Below are 22,748 nucleotides of genomic sequence, written 5' to 3'. Positions count from 1 at the left end.
GACATGACTTTCTCTATCGTCGGGCGCTGCCCGGAGACGGGCCAGCTCGGGATCGCGATCAGTTCGTCGAGCATCGCGGTGGGCGCGCGCTGCCCGTGGGTGCGCGCGGGCGTCGGCGCCGTCGCGACGCAGAACATCACGCTGCCGGCGCTCGGGCCTCAGATTCTCGACCTGATCGAACACGACCTGCTCGCGCCTGCCGCGGCGCTCGACCGCGCGTTGAGTGCGAACGGCTGGAGCCAGTACAGGCAGGTCACGGCGATCGACGGGCAGGGGCAGACGGCATGCTTCACCGGCAAGGAGGCGCTCGGCACGCATCACGCGGTGCAGGGCGAACAATGCGTGGCGGCCGGCAACCTGCTGGCGGCGCCCGCCGTGATCGACGCGATGGTGCGGGCCTTCGAGCAGGCGTCCGGCTTGCTCGCCGACAGGTTGCTGGCCGCGATGCACGCGGCCATGGCGGCCGGCGGCGAGGCCGGCCCGGTGCATTCGGCCGTGTTGAAGGTGGCCGGCGACGTGACCTGGCCGATCGTCGACCTGCGCGTCGACTGGGCCGACGCCGATCCGATCGGGCAGCTCGATGCGCTATGGCGCGCGTATCGACCGCAGATGCAGGACTATCAGACACGCGCGCTGAACCCGACCGCCGCGCCGAGCTACGGAGTGCCGGGCGATGAGTGATCCGTCGAGCCGCGCGTTGCTCGAACGGCTGATCGGCTTCGCGACGGTCAGCCGCGATTCGAATCTCGAGATGATCGGCTTCATCCACGACTATCTCGCCGGGTGGGGTGTGCAGAGCGAACTGTTCTACAACGCGGAACGCACGAAGGCGAGCCTGTATGCGACGATCGGCCCGCGCGATCGCGGCGGCGTCGCGCTGTCGGGGCACACCGACGTGGTGCCGGTCGACGGGCAGGCGTGGACGGTCGAGCCGTTCCGGCTGACTGAGCGCGACGGCCGGCTGTACGGCCGCGGCACGGCCGACATGAAGGGCTTCATCGCGTCGGTGCTCGCGGCCGTTCCGGCGTTCGTCGCGCGGCCGCTGAGCCTGCCGGTGCATCTCGCGTTCTCGTATGACGAGGAAGTCGGCTGTCTCGGTGTGCGGCCGATGCTTGAACGACTCGCCGCGCGCGAACATCGTCCGCGGATGTGCCTGATCGGCGAGCCGACCGAACTGAAGCCGGTGCTCGGTCACAAGGGCAAGCTCGCGATGCGCTGCCACGTGAAGGGCGCCGCGTGCCACTCGGCCTACGCGCCGTCGGGCGTCAACGCGATCGACTATGCGGCGAAGCTGATCGGCCGGCTCGGCGAGATCGGTGCGGCGCTCGCGCGGCCGGAACGGCACGACGGCCGCTTCGATCCGCCGTTCTCGACCGTGCAGACGGGGCTGATCAAGGGCGGCCGCGCGCTGAACATCGTGCCGGCCGAATGCGAATTCGATTTCGAGGTGCGTGCGCTGCCGGATTTCGATGCGCACGACGTGCCGAGAACGCTGCAGGACTATGCGGAATCCGAACTGTTGCCGAGGATGCGCGCGGTGCAGCCCGATACCGACATCCGGCTGCAGCCGCTCGGCGCGTATCCGGGGCTGGCGACCGCGCCGGACAGCGAGGCCGCGCGCCTGCTCGCGCTGCTGAGCGGGTCCGACGCGTTCGGCACGGTGGCGTTCGGCACCGAGGGCGGGCTGTTCGGGCAGGCCGGCATTCCGACCGTCGTGTGCGGGCCGGGCAGCATGGATCAGGGGCACAAGCCCGACGAGTTCGTCACGCTCGAGCAACTGCATGGTTGCGACGCGATGCTGGGCCGTCTGGTCGCGTATCTCTCGTCCGCCGCCTGAACGGGCGGCCGGCACGCATGCGCCGCGCCCGACGGCGCGCGTGTCTTCCACATCCCGTTCCCGATCGTCGACCTTGCCGCCGCTATCGAGCCGATGGCGGCGATTGCGCCGGTTGCGCGACGATCTGCGCGAGCCGCTCGCGGCAGAAATCGACGAACGACTGCGCCTGTTTCGTGAGCTGACCGCGCTTCAGCCGTGCGCTCACGAGCCCGGACGGGCTGACCGTTTCGCTGAGGCCGATCGTCACGACACGCTGGCCGTCGTACGTATATTCGGAATACGGGCGCGTGACGAGCAGCGAGAAACCGAAGCCGCGACCGACCATCCCGCGCACCATCTCGATCGACGGCGAGCCGAACACGATGTTCGGCGTGAGCCCGAGCTCGTGAAACAGGCTGACGAAATACGTGCGGCTCGGCTGCACGTCGAGCAGGATCATCGGCTCGACGCACAGGTCGCGCAGCGACACGTGCGTCTGGCCCGCGAACCGGTGGTGCTCCGGCAGCAGCACGTACGGCTGCTGCGGCGGCATCAGCGGCTCGGTTTCGATCGTGCCGTCGAGATCGTGGTCGTACATCAGCGCGAGATCGAACGTGCCGGACGTCAGCCCCTGCACGAGTTCCTGCTGGTCGCCGTCGCGCAGCCGGATGTTCACGCCCGGGTAGCGCTCGCGAAAACCCGCGATCAGTTGCGGCAGATAGAGCGGCGCGACCGTCTCGAAGCAGCCGATGTCGATCTGCCCGGTGATCACGTCGTTGTCGGCGAGCGCGTTCTGTTCGAACTCGTGCGCGATGCGCAGCAGTTCCTGCGCTTTCCGGTAGAAGCGCGTGCCGCTCGGCGTCAGCGACACGCCCTGCGCGTGGTGGCGAATGAACAGCTTCACGCCGAAGCTCTCTTCCAGCCCCTTGATCGCGCTGGAAATCGACGGTTGCGCGATGAAGAGCTGACGCGATGCCTCGGCGACGCTGCCGGATTCGACCGTCGTGACGAAGTATTTCAGTTGCCGCAAAGTGTAGTGAGCCACAAGCACCCCTGATGCCCGCCCCGGCGTGCCGCCGTGGGCGCATGCTGTTGGATTCGCGTAGCACCTTACCTGAAGTCTTTCGGCGCCGAAATTTCCGCTGCAGAGCTTTTTCGTATGTCGCGGAAATATTTTTAGTATTTTCCGGTCCCGATGCGCATGGCGCACCATCGTCTCCAGCCTGGATCGCGACGAGGCCGCGTGGGCGCCGGCGGGACACGTCATCCGTCCCCGCCTGGCGGCGCACGCGACGCTTCGTTCGGCGCCGCCGCGTGCACGCAGCGCGGCGGCGCTCGCGTATCCGGACCGATTGCCGGCGCGCCCCCCGACGCGCGCCGGCGCACACGGCACGCGCGCATCGCCGCGCAGGACTGGAGACATCACCATGACGAACGCGGAACGCAATGCGTCCCCGATGATAGAGAAGCACACGATCGGCTATGTGCCGCCCTCGGAACGCCACGGCAAGGTGCGCGACCTGTTCACGCTCTGGTTCGGCGGCAACATCGCGCCGCTGCCGATCGTGACCGGCGCGCTCGGCGTGCAGATGTTCCACCTGAACCTGATGTGGGGCATCGTCGCGATCGTCGTCGGCCAGGCGGTCGGCGGCGTGCTGATGGCGCTGCATTCGGCGCAGGGGCCGCAGATGGGGATCCCGCAGATGATCCAGAGCCGCGCGCAGTTCGGCTCGTGGGGCGCGCTGCTCGTCACGGTGATCGCGGCCGTGATGTACGTCGGTTTTTTCGCGTCGAACATCGTGCTCGCGGGCAAGTCGGTGCACGGCATCGCGTCGTCGGTGCCAGTCCCCGTCGGCATCGTGATCGGCGCGGTGGGCTCCGGGCTGATCGGGATCGTCGGCTACCGGTTCATCCACATCCTGAACCGGATCGGCACATGGGTGCTCGGCATCGGCATCGCCGTCGGCTTCTGGATGATCCTGTCGCACGTGAGCACCGACGATTTCCTGACGCGCGGCGGCTTCGACTTCGCGGGCTGGCTCGCGACGGTATCGCTGTCGGCGCTGTGGCAGATCGCGTTCGCGCCGTACGTGTCGGACTATTCGCGCTATCTGCCGGAAAACGTCGGCGTCGCGTCGACGTTCTGGGCAACCTATCTCGGCTGCACGATCGGCTCGACGCTCGCGTTCGTCTTCGGCGCGGTCGCGGTGCTCGCGGTGCCGGCCGGCGCGGACACGATGGATGCGGTCAAGCAGGCGACCGGCCCGCTCGGCCCGTTGATGCTGGTGCTGTTCCTGCTGAGCGTGATCAGCCACAACGCGCTGAACCTGTACGGCGCGGTGCTCGCGGTGATCACGTCGGTACAGACGTTCGCATACAAGTGGATTCCGACCGCGAAGACGCGCGCGGTGGTGTCGGTCGCGATCTTCGTCGCATGCTGCTATGCGGCGATCGGCGCGTCGACGAACTTCGTCGGCAACCTCGTCGATCTCGTGCTCGCCCTGCTGGTCGTGCTGGTGCCGTGGACGGCGATCAACCTGATCGACTTCTACGTGATCCACAAGGGCAAGTACGACATCCAGTCGATCTTCATGGCGGACGGCGGGATCTACGGCCGCTTCAATCCGCAGGCGCTGCTCGCGTATGCGATCGGCATCGTCGTGCAGATTCCGTTCATGAACACGCCGATGTACGCGGGCCCGATTCCCGCCCATCTGGGCGGCGCGGACCTGTCGTGGCTCGTGGGCCTGCTGCTGACGTCGCCGCTGTACTACTGGCTCGCGACGCGCGACAGCGCGTATCGGCGCCGGCAGACGGGCGCGACGATGCCGCCGACGGCGGCACGATGAAGAAGGGGCCGCCGCGTCGCTCGCGCCGCGGCGGCGAGCGGTGGCGGGAATCGGGCAGGCACGCGGCGGGCGACGTGGCGCGCGCCTGCCGCGGCATCACACGACCGCCGAGCGCACGACGCGCACCGGCACCGACTTGTACGACGGCGTGCCGCTTTCCTTGTCGATGTAGTCGAGCGGCACGAGCACGTTCGCTTCCGGGTAGTACGCCCCGACCGAGCCCGGCGCGATGTCGTACTCGATCGCGGTGATCTTCTCGAGGCGCAGCGTACGGCCCGACGCGGTGACCGTCTCGATGTCGACGAGGTCACCGTGTTCGAGCCCGTACTTCTCGAGATCGGCCGCGTTCATGAACAGCACGTCGCGCCGGCCGAACACGCCGCGATAGCGATCGTCGAGCCCGTAGATCGTCGTGTTGTACTGGTCGTGGCTGCGCAGCGTGATCAGGCGCAGCACCTGTTCGGCGCCGAGCACGTCCGCATCCTCCTTCACGCCCTTGTAGACCGAGAACATCGCCTTGCCGGTCGGCGTCGGCCACACGCGCTCGGTGGGCGGCAGCGGCAGGCGGAAGCCGCCCGGCGTGCGAATGCGCTCGTTGAACGCCTCGAAGCCGGATACCGTCTTGTCGATCAGGTCGCGGATGCGATCGTAGTCGGCGATCAGGTCGAGCCATGCGACCTTGCTGTTCGGCAGCGTCGCGTGTGCGATGCCGGCGACGATCGCGGGCTCGGAGCGCAACTGGTCCGATGCGGGCTTGAGCTTGCCGGCCGACGCATGGACCATCGACATCGAATCCTCGACGGTGATCGACTGCCGGCCGGTGGCTTGCATGTCGAGCTCGGTGCGGCCGAGCACCGGCAGGATGAAGGTTTCCTTGCCGACCAGCAGGTGCGAACGGTTCAGCTTCGTGCCGAGATGCACGCTCAGGTCGAGCTTCGCCATCGCCGGGAACGACAGCTCGGGATCGGGCAGCGCGACCGCGAAGTTGCCGCCGAGGCACAGCAGCGCCTTCGCGGTGCCGTCGATCATCGCCTGCATCGCCTGCACCGCGTCGTGCCCGTGCTGCGTGGGTGGCGTGAAGCCGCACACGTCCTCGATCTTCTTCAGGAATTCGGCCGACGGCTTCTCGGTGATGCCGACCGTGCGGTTGCCCTGCACGTTCGAATGGCCGCGCAGCGGGCACACGCCGGCGCCGGGCTTGCCGATGTTGCCGCGCATCAGCAGGAGGTCGGCGATCAGGCGCACGGTGGCCGTGCCCTTGTTGTGCTGCGTGACGCCCATCCCGTACGTGACGATCGTCGCGTTCGACTTCGCATACGCGAGCGCGACCTGTTCGAGCTGCGCCTGGCTGAGGCCGCTCGCGCGTTCGATGTCGTCCCACGACGTGGCTTCGAGATCGGCCGAGAACGCCTCGAAGCCGTTGGTGTGCTGTGCGATGAAGTCGCGGTCGAGCACGTTGCCTTGCTCGGCCTCGAGCCGCAGCAGCGCCTTCATGATGCCCTTCAGCGCGGCCGCGTCGCCGCCCGCGTCGACCTGGTAGTACGTCGACGCAATTCGCGTCGAGCCGAACGACGCCATCTCGATCATGTCCTGCGGATCGGCGAAGCGTTCGAGCGCGCGCTCGCGCAGCGGGTTGAACACGATGATCGGCACGTTGCGGCGCGCGCATTCGTGCAGCGTGCCCATCATCCGCGGATGGTTCGTGCCGGGGTTGTGGCCGATCGAGATGATCAGCTCGCAGTGGTCGAAATCCTCCAGCGACACGGTGCCCTTGCCGATGCCGATCGACTGCGGCAGGCCGACGCTGGTCGGCTCGTGGCACATGTTCGAGCAGTCGGGGAAGTTGTTGGTGCCGAGCTCGCGCGCGAACAGCTGGTACAGGTACGCGGCTTCGTTCGACGCGCGGCCCGACGTGTAGAACTCGACCTGCTCGGGCGGCAGCGCGCGCAGCACTTCGCCGATGCGCGCGAACGCGTCGTCCCATTCGATCGCGCGGAACGTGTCGGTCGCGCGGTCGTAGGCGAGCGGATGGGTGAGCCGGCCCATGTTCTCCAGTTCGTAGTCCGACATGCGCAGCAGCGACGACACGGTGTTCGCCGCGAAGAACTCGGGCGTCACGCGCTTGGTCGTCGCTTCCCACGTGACGGCCTTCGCGCCGTTCTCGCAGAACTGGAACGTCGACTTGTGCTCCTTGTCGGGCCACGCGCAGCCGGGACAGTCGAAGCCGTCGGGCTGGTTGGTCCGCATCAGCACGATCGGCGCCTCGATGGTTTCCATCTGCGTGCGCACCGCATCGGCTGTCGCGCGAAGCGCGCCCCAACCGCCGGCGGGCCCGTCGTATTTCCTGATGCCTGGCACTTCGCGTCGATTTGTCATGTGAATCTCCAATAGCCGGGCCCGGTGCGGGTGGCTCGGTTGCGCCGTGTCGCGGCGTGGGGCGGCTCCGTCCGGCGGACGGAGCCGGTCATGCGTGCCCCGGGCGGCGGGGCATGCGTTTTTCTAGCGGGCGTCCTTCTTCGCCCCGGACGACTTCTTGCCGGGCTTCGCCGTGGGCGGCGGGGCGTCGGCAGGCGTGTCGTCCGGCTTCCCGTCGCCGGCTGCCCTGGCAGCCTTGCCGGCTTTGCCGTTCGCTTCTGGCTTGCCGTCGGCGTCCTGCTTCGCGTCCTTCGTGCCTTTCGCTACCTTGGCGTCCATCGCTTCAGGCGCGGCGAGCTTGTTGAACTTCACTTCGTCGCTGTCCTTGTCGTAGTCGACTTCGCACCGGTCGCCCGACTTCAGCCGGTCGGCGAGGATCTCCTTCGCGAGTCGCGTCTCGATGGTCTGCCGGATCTGGCGCTTCAGTTCGCGCGCGCCGAATTCCGGCTGGTAGCCGGCTTCGGTCAGGTGCGCGACGAGCGAGTCGCCCATCACGAGCGTGATGTCCTGCGCGGCGGCCGTGCGCACCACGCGGTCGAGCTGGATCCGCACGATCGCGCGGATGTCGTCCTTCGACAGCGCATGGAAGACGATCACCTCGTCGATCCGGTTCAGGAACTCGGGCCGGAAATGCCCCTTCAGCACCTGCATCAGTTCCTCGCGGATCGCCTTGTCGGTCTTGCGCGCGGCTTCCGGCTGCGTGAGGTTGTCCATGATGATCGCCGCGCCGAGGTTGCTGGTCGCGATGATGATCGTGTTGCTGAAATCGACCACGCGCCCCTTGCCGTCGGTGAGACGCCCGTCGTCGAACACCTGCAGCAGCACGTTGTAGACGTCCGGATGCGCCTTCTCGATCTCGTCGAGCAGGATCACGCTGTACGGGCGGCGTCGCACGCGCTCGGTGAGCTGGCCGCCTTCGTCGTAGCCGACGTAGCCGGGCGGGGCGCCGATCAGCCGCGCGACCGCGTGGCGCTCCATGTATTCGGACATGTCGATGCGGATGATCGCCTGCTCGTCGCCGAACACGGTCTCGGCCAGCGCCTTCGCGAGCTCGGTCTTGCCGACGCCCGTCGGCCCGAGGAACAGGAACGTCGCGATCGGCCGGTGCGTCTGGCCGAGCCCCGCGCGCGACAACCGCACGGCATCGCTGACGGCGACCACCGCATCGCTCTGGCCGACCACGCGCTCGCGCAGCTGCTCTTCCATCTTCAGCAGCTTCTGGCGTTCCTCCTGCGTGAGTTCGGACACGGGGATGCCGGTCAGCCGCGACACGACCTCGGCTACCGATTCGACGGTCACTTCGAGCGTCTCCGAGCCGGTCTTGCGCTGCCACGCCTCCATCATCTCGTCGACGGCCTTCTGCTTCGCGTTGATCTGCTCTTCGAACTGCTTGGCTTCGTCGAAGCGCTTGCGCGAGGTCGCATAGTCCTGCTCGCGCTTCAGTTGCGCGATCTGCGCTTCGCCTTCCTGAATGTCGATCGGGCGCGACGTCGCGCCGATCCGCACGCGTGCGGCGGCCTGGTCGATCAGGTCGATCGCCTTGTCGGGCAGGAAGCGCGACGTGATGTAGCGGTCGGCGAATTCGGCGGCCGCAACGAACGCGTCGTCGGCGAACGTCACCTGGTGATGCGCCTCGAGGCTGTCGCGCAGCCCGCGCAGGATCACGATCGTCTGCTCGACGCTCGGCTCCGGCACGAACACGGGCTGGAACCGGCGCTCGAGCGCGGCGTCCTTCTCGATGTACTTCTGGTATTCGTTGAGCGTCGTCGCGCCGATCAGGCTCAACTCGCCGCGCGCGAGCGCGGGCTTCAGCACGTTCGCGATGTCGAGGCCGCCTTCGCCGCCACCCTGGCCCGCGCCGACGATCGTGTGCAGCTCGTCGATGAACAGGATCAGTTCGTCCTGCTTCGCCGTCACTTCGTCGATCAGCTGCTTCGCGCGTTCCTCGAATTCGCCGCGATACTTCGCGCCGGCCACCATCGAGTTGATGTTGACTTCGACGAGCCGCTTGTCGCGCAGCACTTCGGGCACGTCGCCGTTGACGATCCGTTGCGCGAGCCCTTCGACGATCGCCGTCTTGCCGACGCCCGGTTCGCCGATCAGCACCGGATTGTTCTTCTTGCGGCGCGCGAGCACCTCGATCGTGCTTTCGATTTCCTGCGCGCGGCCGAGCACCGGATCGAGCTTGCCCTGGCGCGCGATCGCGGTGAGGTCGCGGCCGAACTTGTCGAGGTTCGGCGTGCCGGTCGGCGCGTCGACCCGGCCATCCTCGGCGCCCTTGCCGACCACCTTCACGACTTTCTGGCGCAGCGCCTCGGGCGTCACGCCGTATTTCTTCAACAGCGTGCCGGCGACGCTGTCCGGCACCGATGCGAGCCCGATCAGCAGGTGCTCGGGGCCGATGTACGAGTGGCCGAGATCGCGCGACGCCTGGAACGCGTATTGGACGGCCTTCTTCACGCGCGGCGAGATCGACAGCTTGTCGAGCGGCGCATCGGGCGCGGCCGTGCCGGTGTGCGCGTGCTCGTCGATGTACGACCGGATGTCCTGCGGCGACAGCTTCAATTCCTTCAGCAGCGCGGCGCAGACGTCGGTGTCGGCGAGCGCGTACAGCAGGTGTTCGGAATCGAGCTCGCTGCGGCGCAGCTCGTGCGCCTTCTCGGCCGCGCGCTGCAGCAGTTCGAGCGTCTGTTCGCTGAATGCGTCGGTCGGGTCGACCGATTCGCGCGGAATCTCGGCGGCGAGCGGCGATTCGTCGCCGAGGCCGCCGAACAACGACGACGGCCCGCCGCCGCCCAACAGCGAATCGAACGGATTCAGCATGCTCTGATGCCGCATCAGCTGGCGGAAGTGGTAATCGCAGATCGAGATCGTCTTGCGCTCGCCGTCCTGCATCACGGTTGCGCGCGCGACGGCCGGCCGGGCGTGACAGATATCGCAAAGTGCGGGCATGGTGGTCTGGCTCCTGTCGGTGAAGGTGGGGCGAAGGGTGAAGCCCGATGCGGTGCGGCGCTCACGCGCTCCGACCGCGCAGGCACGGCACGCACCGCGGCGGCGCGCGTGCCGCACCCGCGCGATCGCGCAGCGCGCGCCGGCGTGGCGCACGGTCGCGGTCGGGGCGGAAAGCGCGCGTGCCGAGAGGAGCCCACGGCATCGCTTCGACTGCGTTCAAAATAGCGAATCGGCGCGGGCCATCCAAGACACAGTTCCATGCCGGACCGGCCGTGAATTGCACCCTCACACGGGTGCGCGATTCGGCGGCAAGGAGTACAGACGGGCGCGCGCACGGCGGCGCGGGCAGCCGGCGGTGGAGGGGGGTGGGAAAGAGGTAAAGGACGGCGGGCGAACGGCGCGGTGCGACATGGGCGCGCAGGGCGCCGGCAGCCGGCAAACGGGGAGCGAAAGGAGGAGAAAAGCGGGGAGAAAAGCAGGGAGTGAAGCGGCGAGCGAACCGGAGTGCGACGCGCAGCGCGGGCGCGAGGCGGTTACGCGCGGCCCCGCGCGCACCGCAGCCGGTGCGCGCCATGGGGCCGGCGCAGGCGAGCGCGGGGTGCACGGTACGCGCCGGACATCGCGCAACCGCGGTGAACCGCGATCAGTCCGACAGTGTCATCGCGAGCCGTTGCCGTGCGATCCGCTTCACGTCGGCCGACAGCGCCGCATTCGGCAGACCATTGGCCCAGACGGAAAACGAATCCTCGATCAGGTTGCGCGTGTCGGGCGGCAGCTCGGCCAGCATCAGCGACACGACGGTAAACAGCACGGCAGTATCGCCGGCCTGGCCGCCCGCGTTGGCATCGACCTTCTGCTGCAGGGTAGCGACGGACGCTTGCAGCGCCTGTAATGCGTCATTCGATTCGCTCATGACATCCTCCGTGCAAGATGGGCTGGATCGGCGACGAACCTGCGGCCGGCAGCGCGGCCGTCGCGCGCGGCGCCCGGGCGGGCATCGCGCGCCGGCAACCGCGCTCAGGCGGCCGCGCCGTCCTGCGGCGCCACGGCTACCGATGCCTCGCTCGTCAGCATCAGGAACGTGAACGTTTCGCGCAGGTACAGGCGGACGCCCTTGTCGGTATGGCTCGTGTAGCCGATCGACACGTCTTCCCCGAGGTGCAGCTCGTAATCGCCGCCGCGCGTGGACAGCACGCAGCCGCCGCTGATCGCCGGCGCCCAGATGATCTCGCCGCTGACGATGCGTTTGATATGGCCGAGGACCGGATAGCCCTGGTCGCGCGCTTCGCTGAGCGCGGTGTACGCGTCCGACCCGAGCACGACCGAGTACGGGCCGTCGACGCCGGCGAGGCGCAGCGCCTCCAGCGCGTCGCTGATCGCGTCCGGGTAGGCGCTCACGTCCGCCGGCAGCGTGAGCCGGCGGTTCGACGTGCCTTCGCGGATGCCGACGATGCCGGCCGCGCGGTAGCCGTCGAAAATCGCGTTGTCTTCGGCGAACGCGAGCCGCTGCGCGGCTTCCTTCGCCGGCTGCCAGTCGGCGTCGCGCGCGCCGCGCTCGACGCTGTCGATCGCGTCGCGGCTCAGCTCGAACGGCACCGTCAGCTCGACGATCGTGCGCACCTCGCGCAGCCGCGCGTTCACCTGCTCGCGCGGCGCGGCGACGTCGAGCAGGTGCCCGGTGCCGACGGCCGACAGCTCGGGCCCTGCGGGGCCGTCGACGTCGACGACGCGGCGGCCGGCCACCGAGCGTTTGAAGGTGCGCGCCACTTCCTCCTCGATTTGCTCCCAGGCGGCGGACGAGATCGGGGCGAGTTCGCGGTGCAGGTTATTCATAGGTCGGGGTTCCTTTCAGCGAGCCGATGTTCAGCGAGCCGTCGCGCGGCGGGGCGGACGGCGCGGATTCCGGTTGGGCGGCGCCGGCGGCCGGCGCCGCACGATCGGCGAGCGCTTCGAGCAGATCGGCCGACGGCACGAAGAACAGCGAGCCGGTGACCGCGCGGCTGTAGTCGAGCAGGCGGTCGTAGTTGCCGGGCGGGCGGCCGACGAACATGTTCTCGAGCATCTGCTCGATCGGCGCCGGCGAGCGCGCATAGCCGATGAAATAGGTGCCGAATTCGCCGGCGCCCGGGCGCCCGAACGGCATGTTGTCGCGCAGGATCTTCACTTCCCGGCCGCCCTCGTCGAGCGTGGTGAGCGAGCTGTGCGAGCACGACGGCTTCACGTCCGGCGCGAGCTCGATGTCGGACAGCTTGGTGCGGCCGATGATGCGCTCCTGCGTCTCGACCGCGAGTGCGTTCCAGCCGGCCATGTCGTGCAGGTACTTCTGCACGAGCACGTAGCTGCCGCCCGCGAATTCGGCATCCTCGTCGCCGATCACCGTGAAGTCGACCGCTGCGCGGCCTTCCGGATTCTCGGTGCCGTCGACGAAGCCGATCATCGCGCGCTGGTCGAAATTGCGGAAGCCGTGCACTTCGTCGACGACCGTGACCGCGCTGCCGAGCGCGCCGAGCAGTTGCGTCGCGAGTTCGAAGCACAGGTCCATCGCTTCGGCGCGGATGTGCAGCAGGATGTCGCTGGGCGTGGCGATCGCGACGCGCTGGCCGGCACCGAATTCGCGGAACGGATGCAGCGACGCCGGGCGCGGCTCGCCGAACAGCGCATCCCATGCATCGGAGCCGAAGCCGCATACGCACGTGAGGTTGCCGCCCGGTACGCGCTTGCCGACCGAGCGCACGAGCGCGGCGATGTCGCCGCACCACGAACGGATCGTGTCGGCGTGATCGGCGCCGGGATTGATCGTCGCCACGAGAAAGATCGCGCTGCGCGTGATCGTGCTGTGAACGGCCTGGGAGATCGGGGGAGGGGGCGTCTGCATCGCGGGCTGCCGGTCAGTCGGGTCGGGACGGACGGGCCGCGGCAGCCGCGGCGCGCGAAGGCGAACGGTTGAACTGTGTCATGCGACGGTTCTCTGTGCTCTGTGTGACATGCGGATGAAGGACGTTGCGCGGGCATCGCGCAACGGGCCGCAGCGGCGGCGGCCGCCCCCGGGGCGCGAAGGGAAGGCAGACGGTGGCGCCGCGCGTTCGCCCGGCGCGTGGACCATCCGCACCGCGTAACGTCGTCGAGCATGCAATCTAGCAGCTTCGGCGGGTCTTTGGAACACGTATCGACGATCTGTCATTCGAATGGATCAAACAGGGCCGGGTTTTGTGCGGCGGCGGCGCAGCTGTACTCCTGGCGCCCGCGGCGCTGTGCTCTTGAGCGTGCGTGTCGCGTGCAGTAGATTAGATTCCGCTCCGCCCGACGACGGCCATCATGATGAACCTTTTGGAAGCGATGCGTATTTTCGGTGCAATCGTCGAGCATGGCGGGCTGCGCGGCGCGGCGTCCGATCTGAAGCTCGACGTCGCGCAGGTCGATGCGCGGCTCGATGGCCTCGAACGCTATCTCGGCTGCCGGCTGTTGCTGGACCGCGCGGGCGACGATGTCGTGTGCACCGATGCCGGCGTCGCGTTTTACGCGTGTTGCCGGCGGACGCTGTCCGCGGTCGCGCAGGCGACCGGCGCGAGCGGAGCCGATGCGTGCGCAACGGTTTCCGGCCCGCCCGTCGCGGGCTTTCCGTTACCCGAGACCCCTCGCCGCGGCGACGCGGCATCGATCGCACCCTCTACGACACTGCACCGGTTAACGCGTTGAATACGTCCACTGCATCCGCCGATACGACCGCCGAGCGCATTCGTCGCCGCTTCGGTCATTTCCTGCACGCGGCCGAGCTGGCCGGGCTGGTCGTGATCGGGCTGGCGACCGCGTTCGCGATGGCGCAGGAAGCGTGGAAGGTCGTGCTCGCGGGCGAAGTGTCGCTGACCGACCTGCTGCTGATGTTCCTGTATCTGGAAGTGCTCGCGATGGACCTGCGCTATCTGCGGCTCGGCCGGCTGCCGGTGCGGTTTCCGCTGTTCATCGCGATGACGTCGCTCGCGCGCGACCTGATCCTGCGCGGCGCGACCGACAGCCCCGAGCGGATGCTGATGACGACCTTCGGGATCGTGCTGCTCGCGGTGGGCGTGCTGATCCTGAGTTTCGGGCAGCACCGCTTTCCGGCGGACGTCGACGATGTCGAAGACGACTTGCATGCCCGCAAGTAACGCGCGGACGGCGTTCGGAGCGAACCGCGGCGCGCCGAGCGAGGCGCGGCAGCCCCACCCTCATCCCACCACACGAGGTGTCGCATGACCAGGCAATTGATCGTCGCCGTGTTCGGCGGCGTCGACACGGCTCGGCAGGCCGCGAACGATTTCGACGCGCTGTCGGAGAAGAATGAAGGATTCCACATCGAGAACGGCGTCATCGTCGAGAAGGATGCGAACGGCAAGCTCGCGGTGCTCGACGCCGAATCGCGGCCGTTCAAGGGCGGCGTGATCGGCGCGATCGCGGGCGGGTTGCTCGGCCTGCTCGCCGGGCCGCTCGGCGTGGTGACCGGCATGGCGACCGGCGCGGGCGCAGGCATTCTCGCGCACGCGGCCGGCAATGCGCTGCTCGACGGTGCGTTCGTCGAGACGGTCGCGGCGCGGCTCGTGCCCGGCAGCGTCGCGGTCATTCTCGAAGCGAAGGAGGACACGCCGTTCTCGGTCGACAACGTCGTGACGGGATTCGGCGGCAAGGTCTTTCGCCAGGCGCTCGATTGAGCGCGCCCCTTTCGAACCGATTCGGGAGCATTGCATGCGCATCGATCAATCGTACCGGCGCTTCGACATCGCGGCGACGCTGTCGCCGCTGCCCGGCAACCGCGCGATCGCGGTCGTCGACGTGACGACCGACGATCCGGACCGCATCGCCGATCTCGGCACCGGCCAGTTCCTGCAGATCCGCAAGTGGATCGAGTCGAACGACGTCGCGCTGCTGACGGCAGTGTTCGACGAGTGCAAGGTCGCGATCGACCACTACGCGGACAACGTCGACGACGCTTGAGCGCGAGCGAGCCCGCGCATGGCCGGGCCTCGCGCCACCGCTGGCGCCTCCTCCACCCGCGGTACTTGATGACGTGCGCGCGGCGACCGGCCACGGTGCGGCCGCGCCGTCGTGTACGCATCTGTTCACCACGCCGGCCGGATTTGAGTTTTCCTCGCCAAACTGTCACTTACATTCGCCGAAATGACGCAGTAGGATGCCGAACCTTGTCTTGATGAGATTCGCATTGCTATTCGCCTTCAATTTCGGTAACGGACGAGGTCCGAACCGGGACACCCGCGCCCGGCGACGGCTATCCGGCTTCATGCGTCGGCGTGGCCGTACCGCTCGTGCGGGGCAGGCCGGTTCATCGCTGGCGGGGCGAGGCGGATGAAGCTCTACGAGAAATTTGCAAACGACGTAGAGCGACTCATTCGGCAAGGGGTATATCGACACGGCGATCGTGTGCCGTCGGTGCGGCAGGCGAGCCAGCAGCACCGGATCAGCATCACGACCGTGCTGCATGCGTATCTGTTGCTGGAGAGCCGCGGGTTGCTCGAAAGCCGGCCGCAGTCGGGCTATTTCGTGAACCTGCGTCGCGACGACGGTCACGCGCCGGTGCGCGAGCTGAGGCCGTCGAAGCCGATCGCGATCTCGTCGTCGGTCGACGTGAGCCGGCTCGTACTGTCGACGCTGCGCTCGATCGGCACGGACGACGCGGTGCCGCTCGGTTCGCCGTATCCGGACCCGAGCCCGTTTCCGTTCGAGAAGCTCAATCGCTACGCATACGCGGCGGGCCGCGACAAATCGCTGTGGGGCGTGACCGACGGGTTGCCGCCGGGCCACCCGCGGCTGATCCGGCAGATCGCGCGCCGCTACCTGGAAAACGGGATGTCGGTGGATCCGAACGAGATCATCGTGACGGTCGGCGCGACGGAGGCGATCAACCTGTGCCTGCAGGCGGTCGCGAAGCCGGGCGACACGATAGCGGTGGAGTCGCCGACGTTCTACGCGATGCTGCATGCGATCGAGCGGATGGGGATGAAGGCGATCGAGGTCGCCACGCATCCGGAATACGGAATCGACATCGCGGCGCTGGCTGCGATCGCGAAGTCGCAGCCGATCGCCGCGTGCATGGTGATGCCGAACTTCCAGAACCCGCTGGGCTTCCAGATGCCGGACGAGCGCAAGCGCGAACTGGTTGAGTTTGCAACGAAAGCCGGGATGCCGATCATCGAGAACGGCGTGTACAACGAACTGTATTTCGGCGACACGCATCCGAGCTCGCTGAAGTCGTACGACCGTAGCGGGATCGTGCTGCATTGTTCGTCGTTCTCGAAGAGCCTGACGGCCGCGTACCGGATCGGCTGGGCGCTGCCGGGCCGCTATCGCGAACAGGTCGAGAAACTGAAGTTCCTGAATACGCTCGCGACGCCGTCGTTGCCGCAACTGGCGATCGCGGAGTTTCTGGAACGGGACGGCTACGAGCATCACCTGCGGCGCTTGCGCAAGGCGTATGCGCAGCAGGCGAACCTGATGCGCGCGATGGTGTCGCGGTTCTTTCCGGAAGGCACGCGCATGTCGAGCCCGGCAGGCGGTTACGTGCTGTGGGTCGAGTTGCCCGCGCAGGTCGATGCGATGCGGTTGTATCAGCTCGCGCTGGAGCAGGGGATCACGATCGGGCCGGGCTACATGTTCTCGATCACCGACAACTACCGGAACTTCATCCGCCTGAATTACAGCAGCCCATGGTCGCCGGATATCGAGCGTGCGGTCATCGTCGTTGGCAAGCTCGCCGCAGTCTGCGTCGGCTGAGCGCACCATCGCGCGGCGCGTCGTCATGTCAGCCGGTACGACTGCGCGCCAGTGCATGCAAGCGTGCCGTCGTCGACGATCAGGCATTCGTTGCGGATCGGCTTGCCGTCGAACCGGCATTGCAGGATCTCCAGCGTGCCGCCCGCATCGCGCCAGCGCGGACAACGCGCCCCTTTGACGGGGGGAAGGCGGCACGCGGCTTGCGCGCGTCGCGCGGCGGCCCCTCGCGGAGCGGCCGCCGTGTTGCGCCGCAACGTCGATCATGGGCTACGCCGGTCATGGATCGCGTACACGCTGCAGTCGGCGTTTGCGTGCGCTGCGGGGCGTCTGTACCTGTTCTTTTCAGGACGGACGTCGATAATGGGATCGTTACCTGACTTTCCGGGAGCCACGTCATGACTGGAAGCGATGCTGCGTCCTCACCCGATCTCACGCAAGGGATCGCCCTCGACGATCTCGCCGACGGCGCGATGATCGAGGGCCATGTCGGCGACGCGGCGGTGCTGCTCGTGCGCCGCGCTGACGAACTGTTCGCGGTGGGCGCGCAATGCCCGCACTACGGCGGCCCGCTGGCCCAGGGCCTGCTGATCGGCGACACGATTCGCTGTCCGTGGCATCACGCGGCGTTCTGCCTGCGTACCGGCGAGATGGAGCGCGCGCCGGCGCTCGACGGGCTGACGTGCTGGCGCGTCGAGCGGCGCGATGGCCGCGCCGTCGTATTCGATGCAAGGCCGGCCGCCGTGCCGTCTGCGCCGAAGGCAGCCGGGCTGCCAGCGTCGGTCGTGATCGTCGGCGGCGGCGCCGCTGCGATCGCGGCCGCCGTGACGCTGCGGCAGGAAGGCTATCCGCATTCGATCACGCTGCTGAGCGCCGATGCCGATCCGCCGTACGACCGGCCGAACCTGTCGAAGGATTACCTCGCGGGCACGGCTCAGGCCGACTGGCTGCCGCTGCGTGCGCCGTCGTTCTATGCCGAGCAGCGGATCGACGTGCGCTGCAACACGCGGGTCGTGCGCATCGATCCCGCGCAGCGGGCGGTCGAGCTGGCCGACGGCAGCCGTGTCGAATACGGTGCGCTGCTGCTCGCCACCGGCGCCGAGCCGAACCGGCTGAACGTGCCCGGCGCCGATCTGCCGCACGTCTGCCTGCTGCGCTCGCGCGCCGATTGCGATGCGCTGATCGGCAAGCTGAAAACGGCGCGCCGTTGCGTGGTGGTCGGCGCGAGCTTCATCGGGCTCGAAGCGGCCGCCGCGTTGCGCACGCGCGGACTCGACGTGCACGTCGTCGCGCCCGATGCGCATCCGATGGGCCGCGTGCTCGGCGATGCGCTCGGCGACACGATCAAGGCGCTGCACGAAGCGCACGGCGTGGTGTTCCATCTCGGCGCGACGCCCGCGCGGATCGGGCCGGACAGCGTGACGCTGTCGAGCGGCGACGTGCTGCCGGCCGACGTCGTGGTGGTCGGCATCGGCGTGCAGCCGAACGTCGGGCTCGCGCAGGACGCGGGGCTCGCCGTCGAACGCGGCGTGACGGTCGACCGCTTCCTCCGGACGAGCGCTCCCGACATCTACGCGGCCGGCGACATCGCGCGCTGGCCCGATCCGCTCACGGGCGAGCGGATTCGCGTCGAGCACTGGGTCGTCGCCGAGCGGCAGGGCAGCGTCGCGGCGCGCAACATGCTCGGCCAGCAGCGGCCGTTCGACGCCGCGCCGTTTTTCTGGAGTCAGCAGTACGACCTGACGATCCGCTATGTCGGCCATGCGGAGCAATGGGATCGCGTCGAAATCGACGGCAACCTCGGTGCGCACGATTGCACGATTGGGTACTGGCGCGGCAACACGCGGCTCGCGGTCGTGACGATCGGCCGCGATCTCGACAGCCTGAAGGCCGAAGCCGCCCTCGAGCGGCAGATGTCCGCCGCGTGACGGCCGAACCGCCGATGGAGGCGAGAGGGGCCCCGACGTCCGTGCACGTTTCAAAACCGCGTTCGCGCCGCGCATCGCGCCGCGCGGATGTTCCGGGCGTCGTTACCGGTCGCGCGTCCTGATCATCACGCGCCCCTGGTCGATGCCGCCGCGCAGCGCTTCGTCGCACGTGAGCCATTCGGGCGTGACGAGTTCGGGCGCGGGCAGATCGACCGGCGCGCCGTCGCGGAAGATCCGCACCTGCGCGACCCACGCGCCGTTCGCGTTGCGCGTCGCGTCGACGCGAATTTCGTGATCCATGAAAATGTCGGTGGCTTGCATCGGTCGAGGCCCTCCGTCGTGCGCGAACGCGGTGCGTCGATCGTATCAGCAACGCGCGACGTGTTGTCCTGTTCCGATATCGACGCGCCGCGCGCCGCTGGGCGGCGACGCGACCGACACGACACCGCCGATCGGCGCCGCACCGACGCTCGTCGAAGCGATCTCGAACGCGCATGACGGCAGCGGCCCGGCGACGGACCAACGCGTCGGCACGACCCCTCCTCGAAAACGAAGCGCTTCCTGTCCGTGCATCGCGCCGCACGTGCGCAGCACAGGAGCATGCCTTGCTCGATCGGCTCGACGGTCACATTCACCGTTTCCGCTTTCGACAAGGAGGGCCAGACATGAAAGCAGTCGTATTTCACGGCATCGGCGACATTCGCATCGACACGGTGCCCGATCCGGAAGTCTCCGAGGCGACCGACGCGGTCGTGCGCCTGACCGCCAGCGCGATCTGCGGCACCGATCTGCACATGGTGCGCGGCACGCTCGGCGGCATGAAGCCGGGCACGATTCTCGGCCACGAAGGCGTTGGCATCGTCGAGGCGGTCGGGCGCGACGTGCGCAACCTGCGGCGCGGCGATCGCGTGCTGATTCCGTCGACGATCGCGTGCGGCAGTTGCGCATACTGCCGCGCGGGCTACACCGCGCAATGCGACGTCGCGAACCCGGGCGGGCCGCGGGCAGGCACCGCGTTCTTCGGCGGCCCGGCCGATACGGGCCCGTTCGACGGGCTGCAGGCCGAATACGCGCGCACGCCGCTTGCGCACGCAAGCTTGATCCGGCTGCCCGATGCGATCGACGACGATCGCGCGATCCTGATGTCGGACATTTTCCCGACCGGCTATTTCGGCGCGCAGCTCGCGGAAGTGAAACCCGGCGATACGGTGGCCGTGTTCGGCGCGGGGCCGGTCGGCCAGTCGCGATCGCGAGCGCGAAGCTGATGGGCGCCGGGCGCGTGATCGCGATCGACCGCATCGCGTCGCGGCTCGAGATGGCGTGCGCGCAGGGCGCCGAGATCGTCGATTTTTCCGAGGACGATCCGGTCGATACGGTGCTGCGCGAAGCTGATGGGCGCCGGGCGCGTGATCGCGATCGACCGCATCGCGTCGCGGCTCGAGATGGCGTGCGCGCAGGGCGCCGAGATCGTCGATTTTTCCGAGGACGATCCGGTCGATACGGTGCTGCGGCTGACGGGCGGGATCGGCGTCGATCGCGTGATCGACGCGGTGGGCGTCGACGCGATGCGCGCGACGCACGGGCCGGCGGCGGCCGATCGCGAGGCTGCGCGCGCGTTCGATGAGGAAGTCGACGCGATCGCGCCGCACCGCAAGCCGGACGGTCGCAACTGGGTGCCGGGCGACGGGCCGTCGCAGGTGCTGCAATGGGCGGTGCGCGCGGTCGCGAAGGCCGGCACGGTCGCGGTGATCGGCGTGTATCCGCCGGCGGCCCGCGTGTTTCCGGTCGGCGAGGCGATGAACCGCAACCTGACGATCAAGATGGGCAACTGCAATCACCGGACGGTGACGCCGCCGCTCGTCGAGCTCGTGCGCAGCGGTGCGTTCGATCCGCTGTCGGTGCTCACGCGCTGCGAGCCGCTGACGAACGCGATCGACGCGTACCGCGCGTTCGACGTGCGCGAGCCGGGCTGGATGAAGGTGAAGCTGACGCCGTGACGACACGAACCTCAACCGGGAGCACTGCAATGACGGATCGATACGACAACTGCATGGCCGCGTGCGACGCCTGCGCGCACGCGTGCGACACCTGTGCGGCCGCCTGCCTCGCGGAGCGCGACGTGCATGCGCTGGCCGGCTGCATCGCGCTCGACATCGAATGCGCGCAGCTGTGCCGCTTCGCGTCGGGCGCGATGGCGCGCCGCAGCGCGTTCGCCCCGCGCATTTGCGGGCTGTGCGCGCACGCGTGCGACCTGTGTGCGGCCGAGTGTTCGCGGCATGCGCACGAACATTGCCGCCGCTGTGCGCTGGCATGCGAGGCCTGCGCGGCGATGTGCCGCGCGATGGCCTGAGCACGGGCGCTTACGGCGTGTCCTGAACTTCGCGCGCGACGCGCTGGAGCAACGCATCGAGCACGGCCATCTCGACGGGCTTCACGAGATGATCGTCGAAACCCGCGAGTTCCGTGCGCGCGAGATCCGACGCGCGTGCATGGCCGGACAGCGCGACACAGGTCGTGTCGCGCAGCGCGTCGATCGCGCGCAGTTTCTCCAGCAGCGCGAAGCCGTCGACGTCCGGCATCGTCAGGTCGAGCAGCATCAAGTGCGGCGCATAGTCGCGCGCGAGCGCCAGCGCGTCGGCCGCGTTGTACGCGACGCGCGGTGCATGGCCTTTCAGTTGCAGCAGCACCGCGAGCGTGTCGGCCGAGTCGCGGTTGTCGTCGACGATGACGATGCGCAGCGGCACGGCGGCAGGCTGCGGGGGCGCGGCAGGCGCGTGCGGCTCGGCGCGCTCGTTGCGCGTCGTTTGCACGATCGGCAGCCAGACCGTGAACGTCGCGCCGTGGCCGGGCCCGTCGCTTTTCGCGACGATCCGCCCGCCGTGCAGTTCGACGAAGGACCGGCAGATCGCGAGACCGAGCCCGAACCCGCCGGACGGGGAGTGGCCCGACGCACCTTCCTGCTGGAACAGGTCGAAGATCGTTTCGAGCGCGCCGGGCGCGATGCCCACGCCGTGATCGACGACGTCGATCGCCACCGACGATCCGTCGATACGCGCGCCGACGTCGATCCGGCCGCCGTGCGGCGAGAATTTCGATGCGTTGTCGAGCAGGTTGTGCAGCACCTGGACGAGCCGTGCGTCGTCGCCGTGCAGCACCACGGAATCGTCGGGCAGGTCGACACGGATCCACTGCCCGCGCGCGGCCAGTTTCGGCTGGATGCTCTCGACGCCGCGGCACACGATGTCGCGCACGGTGACGGGGCGATCGTCGAGTTCGACCTTGCCGGCCGTGATGCGCCCGACGTCGAGCAGATCGTCGACGAGCCGTGTCAGTTGCCCGACCTGACGGTGCACGGCGTCGCGGCACTGCGCGAGCGCGGGTGCTGGATCGGGCAGGCTCTGCAGCACGCCGACCGAATTGCGCAGCGGCGCGAGATGATTGCGCAGCTCGTGCGCGAGCATCGCGATGAATACGCTGAGCCGGTGTGTCGACGCTTCGAGCGCCTCGAGCCGCTTGCGCTCGGTCATGTCGCGCGTGATCTTGATGAAGCCGCACAGCTGGTGCGTCGCGTCGTGCACCGGCGTGATCGTCACGCTCGCCCAGAACTGCGTGCCGTCCTTGCGCACGCGCCACCCTTCGTCCGCGAAGTGGCCGTGCGCGGCGGCCAGCGCGAGCCCGTGCGCCGGCCGGCCGGCCGCGATCGCGTCGGACGGATAGAACAGCGAGAAGTGGCGGCCGAGGATCTCGGCGGCGCGGTAGCCCTTGATGCGCTGCGCGCCGGCGTTCCAGGTCGCGACGTTGCCGTGCGGGTCGAGCATGAACACCGCGTAGTCGGTGATCGACTCCACCACGGTCTGGAACCGGAATTCGGCGAAGCGATGCAGCAGGTCCCGCGCGTCGTGCGAGCCAGGCGGCAGAGGCGGGTGAAGATCGGCGTCGTCGTTCGTCATCAGGGCGGCAGGTCCAAAATGCGGGCGGCCGAATACCGTCCGCCCGCCGCCGGATACGCCGGGGGCGGCTACGCGAACC

18 protein-coding genes and 2 pseudogenes are annotated in these 22,748 nt (G+C 68.4%); 12 read left to right on the top strand and 8 right to left on the bottom strand.

Translation table 11 applies throughout. The annotated features are described in order from the left end of the window. Positions 1 to 3 precede the first annotated feature (3 nt). Complete coding sequence (locus WS61_RS20570; RefSeq protein WP_059502928.1) at positions 4 to 681, top strand: DUF1028 domain-containing protein; 678 nt, start codon at positions 4 to 6, stop codon at positions 679 to 681. Continuing rightward, positions 674 to 1,837, top strand: a complete 1,164-nt coding sequence (argE, locus tag WS61_RS20565) for an acetylornithine deacetylase (protein ID WP_059502927.1) — start codon at positions 674 to 676, stop codon at positions 1,835 to 1,837. Before WS61_RS20570 ends, argE begins: the two co-directional genes overlap by 8 nt. 82 nt (positions 1,838 to 1,919) lie before the next feature. On the opposite strand, the gene WS61_RS20560 is transcribed toward argE, so the two are convergent. Next, positions 1,920 to 2,861 (bottom strand): LysR substrate-binding domain-containing protein, encoded by a 942-nt coding sequence (locus WS61_RS20560; protein ID WP_059502925.1) that lies wholly within the window; start codon positions 2,859 to 2,861, stop codon positions 1,920 to 1,922. 382 nt (positions 2,862 to 3,243) lie between these two features. On the opposite strand from WS61_RS20560, the gene WS61_RS20555 reads away from it, so the two are divergent. After that, entirely contained in the window at positions 3,244 to 4,665 is a 1,422-nt protein-coding gene (locus WS61_RS20555; RefSeq protein ID WP_059502924.1) for a cytosine permease, read from the top strand. A gap of 96 nt (positions 4,666 to 4,761) precedes the next feature. On the opposite strand, the gene WS61_RS20550 is transcribed toward WS61_RS20555, so the two are convergent. From WS61_RS20550 to WS61_RS20530, 5 genes are all read right to left on the bottom strand, one after another. After that, on the bottom strand, positions 4,762 to 7,041 hold the full coding sequence (locus WS61_RS20550; RefSeq protein WP_059502922.1) for an FdhF/YdeP family oxidoreductase: 2,280 nt from the start codon (positions 7,039 to 7,041) through the stop codon (positions 4,762 to 4,764). A gap of 123 nt (positions 7,042 to 7,164) precedes the next feature. Next, on the bottom strand, positions 7,165 to 10,032 hold the full coding sequence (locus WS61_RS20545; protein ID WP_059502920.1) for an ATP-dependent Clp protease ATP-binding subunit: 2,868 nt from the start codon (positions 10,030 to 10,032) through the stop codon (positions 7,165 to 7,167). Between the two features lie 643 nt (positions 10,033 to 10,675). Continuing rightward, positions 10,676 to 10,945 carry a hypothetical protein gene (locus WS61_RS20540; RefSeq protein ID WP_059502918.1) on the bottom strand — a complete coding sequence of 90 codons (270 nt, stop codon included), beginning with the start codon at positions 10,943 to 10,945 and terminating at the stop codon, positions 10,676 to 10,678. 104 nt (positions 10,946 to 11,049) lie between these two features. Then, positions 11,050 to 11,865: a family 1 encapsulin nanocompartment shell protein gene (locus tag WS61_RS20535; protein ID WP_059502916.1), complete on the bottom strand. Its 816-nt coding sequence runs from the start codon at positions 11,863 to 11,865 to the stop codon at positions 11,050 to 11,052. Beyond that, complete coding sequence (locus WS61_RS20530; protein ID WP_059502914.1) at positions 11,858 to 12,907, bottom strand: Dyp-type peroxidase; 1,050 nt, start codon at positions 12,905 to 12,907, stop codon at positions 11,858 to 11,860. The genes WS61_RS20535 and WS61_RS20530 overlap by 8 nt, the downstream gene beginning before the upstream one ends. 443 nt (positions 12,908 to 13,350) lie before the next feature. Here WS61_RS20530 and WS61_RS20525 point away from each other — a divergent pair, with 443 nt between their 5' ends. The 6 genes from WS61_RS20525 (at position 13,351) to WS61_RS20495 (ending at position 18,719) form a co-directional block, all read left to right on the top strand. Continuing rightward, complete coding sequence (locus WS61_RS20525; protein WP_059503037.1) at positions 13,351 to 13,728, top strand: LysR family transcriptional regulator; 378 nt, start codon at positions 13,351 to 13,353, stop codon at positions 13,726 to 13,728. Next, positions 13,725 to 14,177, top strand: coding sequence for a phosphate-starvation-inducible protein PsiE (locus WS61_RS20520; protein ID WP_059502912.1), 453 nt, complete (start codon positions 13,725 to 13,727; stop codon positions 14,175 to 14,177). Before WS61_RS20525 ends, WS61_RS20520 begins: the two co-directional genes overlap by 4 nt. Positions 14,178 to 14,261: 84 nt before the next feature. Beyond that, positions 14,262 to 14,717, top strand: coding sequence for a DUF1269 domain-containing protein (locus tag WS61_RS20515; RefSeq protein ID WP_059502910.1), 456 nt, complete (start codon positions 14,262 to 14,264; stop codon positions 14,715 to 14,717). Between the two features lie 34 nt (positions 14,718 to 14,751). After that, on the top strand, positions 14,752 to 15,000 hold the full coding sequence (locus tag WS61_RS20510; RefSeq protein WP_059502908.1) for a hypothetical protein: 249 nt from the start codon (positions 14,752 to 14,754) through the stop codon (positions 14,998 to 15,000). A 369-nt stretch (positions 15,001 to 15,369) separates the two neighbouring features. Beyond that, positions 15,370 to 16,794: a PLP-dependent aminotransferase family protein gene (locus WS61_RS20505; RefSeq protein ID WP_059502906.1), complete on the top strand. Its 1,425-nt coding sequence runs from the start codon at positions 15,370 to 15,372 to the stop codon at positions 16,792 to 16,794. Between the two features lie 395 nt (positions 16,795 to 17,189). Then, complete coding sequence (locus WS61_RS20495) at positions 17,190 to 18,719, top strand: FAD-dependent oxidoreductase (RefSeq protein WP_059502902.1); 1,530 nt, start codon at positions 17,190 to 17,192, stop codon at positions 18,717 to 18,719. Positions 18,720 to 18,821: 102 nt separating this feature from the next. On the opposite strand, the gene WS61_RS20490 is transcribed toward WS61_RS20495, so the two are convergent. Next, positions 18,822 to 19,040, bottom strand: a complete 219-nt coding sequence (locus tag WS61_RS20490) for a DUF6566 family protein (RefSeq protein ID WP_059502900.1) — start codon at positions 19,038 to 19,040, stop codon at positions 18,822 to 18,824. A gap of 344 nt (positions 19,041 to 19,384) precedes the next feature. On the opposite strand from WS61_RS20490, the pseudogene WS61_RS33880 reads away from it, so the two are divergent. The 3 genes and pseudogenes from WS61_RS33880 to WS61_RS20480 all read left to right on the top strand — a co-directional run. Next, positions 19,385 to 20,073: pseudogene (locus tag WS61_RS33880) on the top strand (alcohol dehydrogenase catalytic domain-containing protein); the annotation flags it as partial. A 28-nt stretch (positions 20,074 to 20,101) separates the two neighbouring features. Then, a pseudogene (locus tag WS61_RS33875) lies at positions 20,102 to 20,716 on the top strand (zinc-binding dehydrogenase); the annotation flags it as partial. Positions 20,717 to 20,745: 29 nt separating this feature from the next. Beyond that, positions 20,746 to 21,069 (top strand): four-helix bundle copper-binding protein, encoded by a 324-nt coding sequence (locus tag WS61_RS20480; protein ID WP_034209281.1) that lies wholly within the window; start codon positions 20,746 to 20,748, stop codon positions 21,067 to 21,069. A gap of 10 nt (positions 21,070 to 21,079) precedes the next feature. Here the strand turns inward: WS61_RS20480 and WS61_RS20475 are convergent, their stop codons facing one another. After that, positions 21,080 to 22,669, bottom strand: a complete 1,590-nt coding sequence (locus WS61_RS20475) for an ATP-binding protein (protein ID WP_059502898.1) — start codon at positions 22,667 to 22,669, stop codon at positions 21,080 to 21,082. Positions 22,670 to 22,748 lie beyond the last annotated feature (79 nt).

Source organism: Burkholderia sp. ABCPW 11 (assembly GCF_001523445.1).
Lineage (GTDB): Bacteria > Pseudomonadota > Gammaproteobacteria > Burkholderiales > Burkholderiaceae > Burkholderia.
This window is presented reverse-complemented; position numbering and strand designations above follow the sequence as displayed.

Coding starts and splice junctions, on each gene's coding strand:
- WS61_RS20570 (WP_059502928.1), top strand. CDS start 4: ATGACTTTCTCTATCGTCGGGCGCTGCCCGGAGACGGGCCAGCTCGGG.
- argE (WP_059502927.1), top strand. CDS start 674: ATGAGTGATCCGTCGAGCCGCGCGTTGCTCGAACGGCTGATCGGCTTC.
- WS61_RS20555 (WP_059502924.1), top strand. CDS start 3,244: ATGACGAACGCGGAACGCAATGCGTCCCCGATGATAGAGAAGCACACG.
- WS61_RS20550 (WP_059502922.1), bottom strand. CDS start 7,041: ATGACAAATCGACGCGAAGTGCCAGGCATCAGGAAATACGACGGGCCC.
- WS61_RS20545 (WP_059502920.1), bottom strand. CDS start 10,032: ATGCCCGCACTTTGCGATATCTGTCACGCCCGGCCGGCCGTCGCGCGC.
- WS61_RS20540 (WP_059502918.1), bottom strand. CDS start 10,945: ATGAGCGAATCGAATGACGCATTACAGGCGCTGCAAGCGTCCGTCGCT.
- WS61_RS20535 (WP_059502916.1), bottom strand. CDS start 11,865: ATGAATAACCTGCACCGCGAACTCGCCCCGATCTCGTCCGCCGCCTGG.
- WS61_RS20530 (WP_059502914.1), bottom strand. CDS start 12,907: ATGCAGACGCCCCCTCCCCCGATCTCCCAGGCCGTTCACAGCACGATC.
- WS61_RS20525 (WP_059503037.1), top strand. CDS start 13,351: ATGAACCTTTTGGAAGCGATGCGTATTTTCGGTGCAATCGTCGAGCAT.
- WS61_RS20515 (WP_059502910.1), top strand. CDS start 14,262: ATGACCAGGCAATTGATCGTCGCCGTGTTCGGCGGCGTCGACACGGCT.
- WS61_RS20510 (WP_059502908.1), top strand. CDS start 14,752: ATGCGCATCGATCAATCGTACCGGCGCTTCGACATCGCGGCGACGCTG.
- WS61_RS20505 (WP_059502906.1), top strand. CDS start 15,370: ATGAAGCTCTACGAGAAATTTGCAAACGACGTAGAGCGACTCATTCGG.
- WS61_RS20495 (WP_059502902.1), top strand. CDS start 17,190: ATGACTGGAAGCGATGCTGCGTCCTCACCCGATCTCACGCAAGGGATC.
- WS61_RS20490 (WP_059502900.1), bottom strand. CDS start 19,040: ATGCAAGCCACCGACATTTTCATGGATCACGAAATTCGCGTCGACGCG.
- WS61_RS20480 (WP_034209281.1), top strand. CDS start 20,746: ATGACGGATCGATACGACAACTGCATGGCCGCGTGCGACGCCTGCGCG.
- WS61_RS20475 (WP_059502898.1), bottom strand. CDS start 22,669: ATGACGAACGACGACGCCGATCTTCACCCGCCTCTGCCGCCTGGCTCG.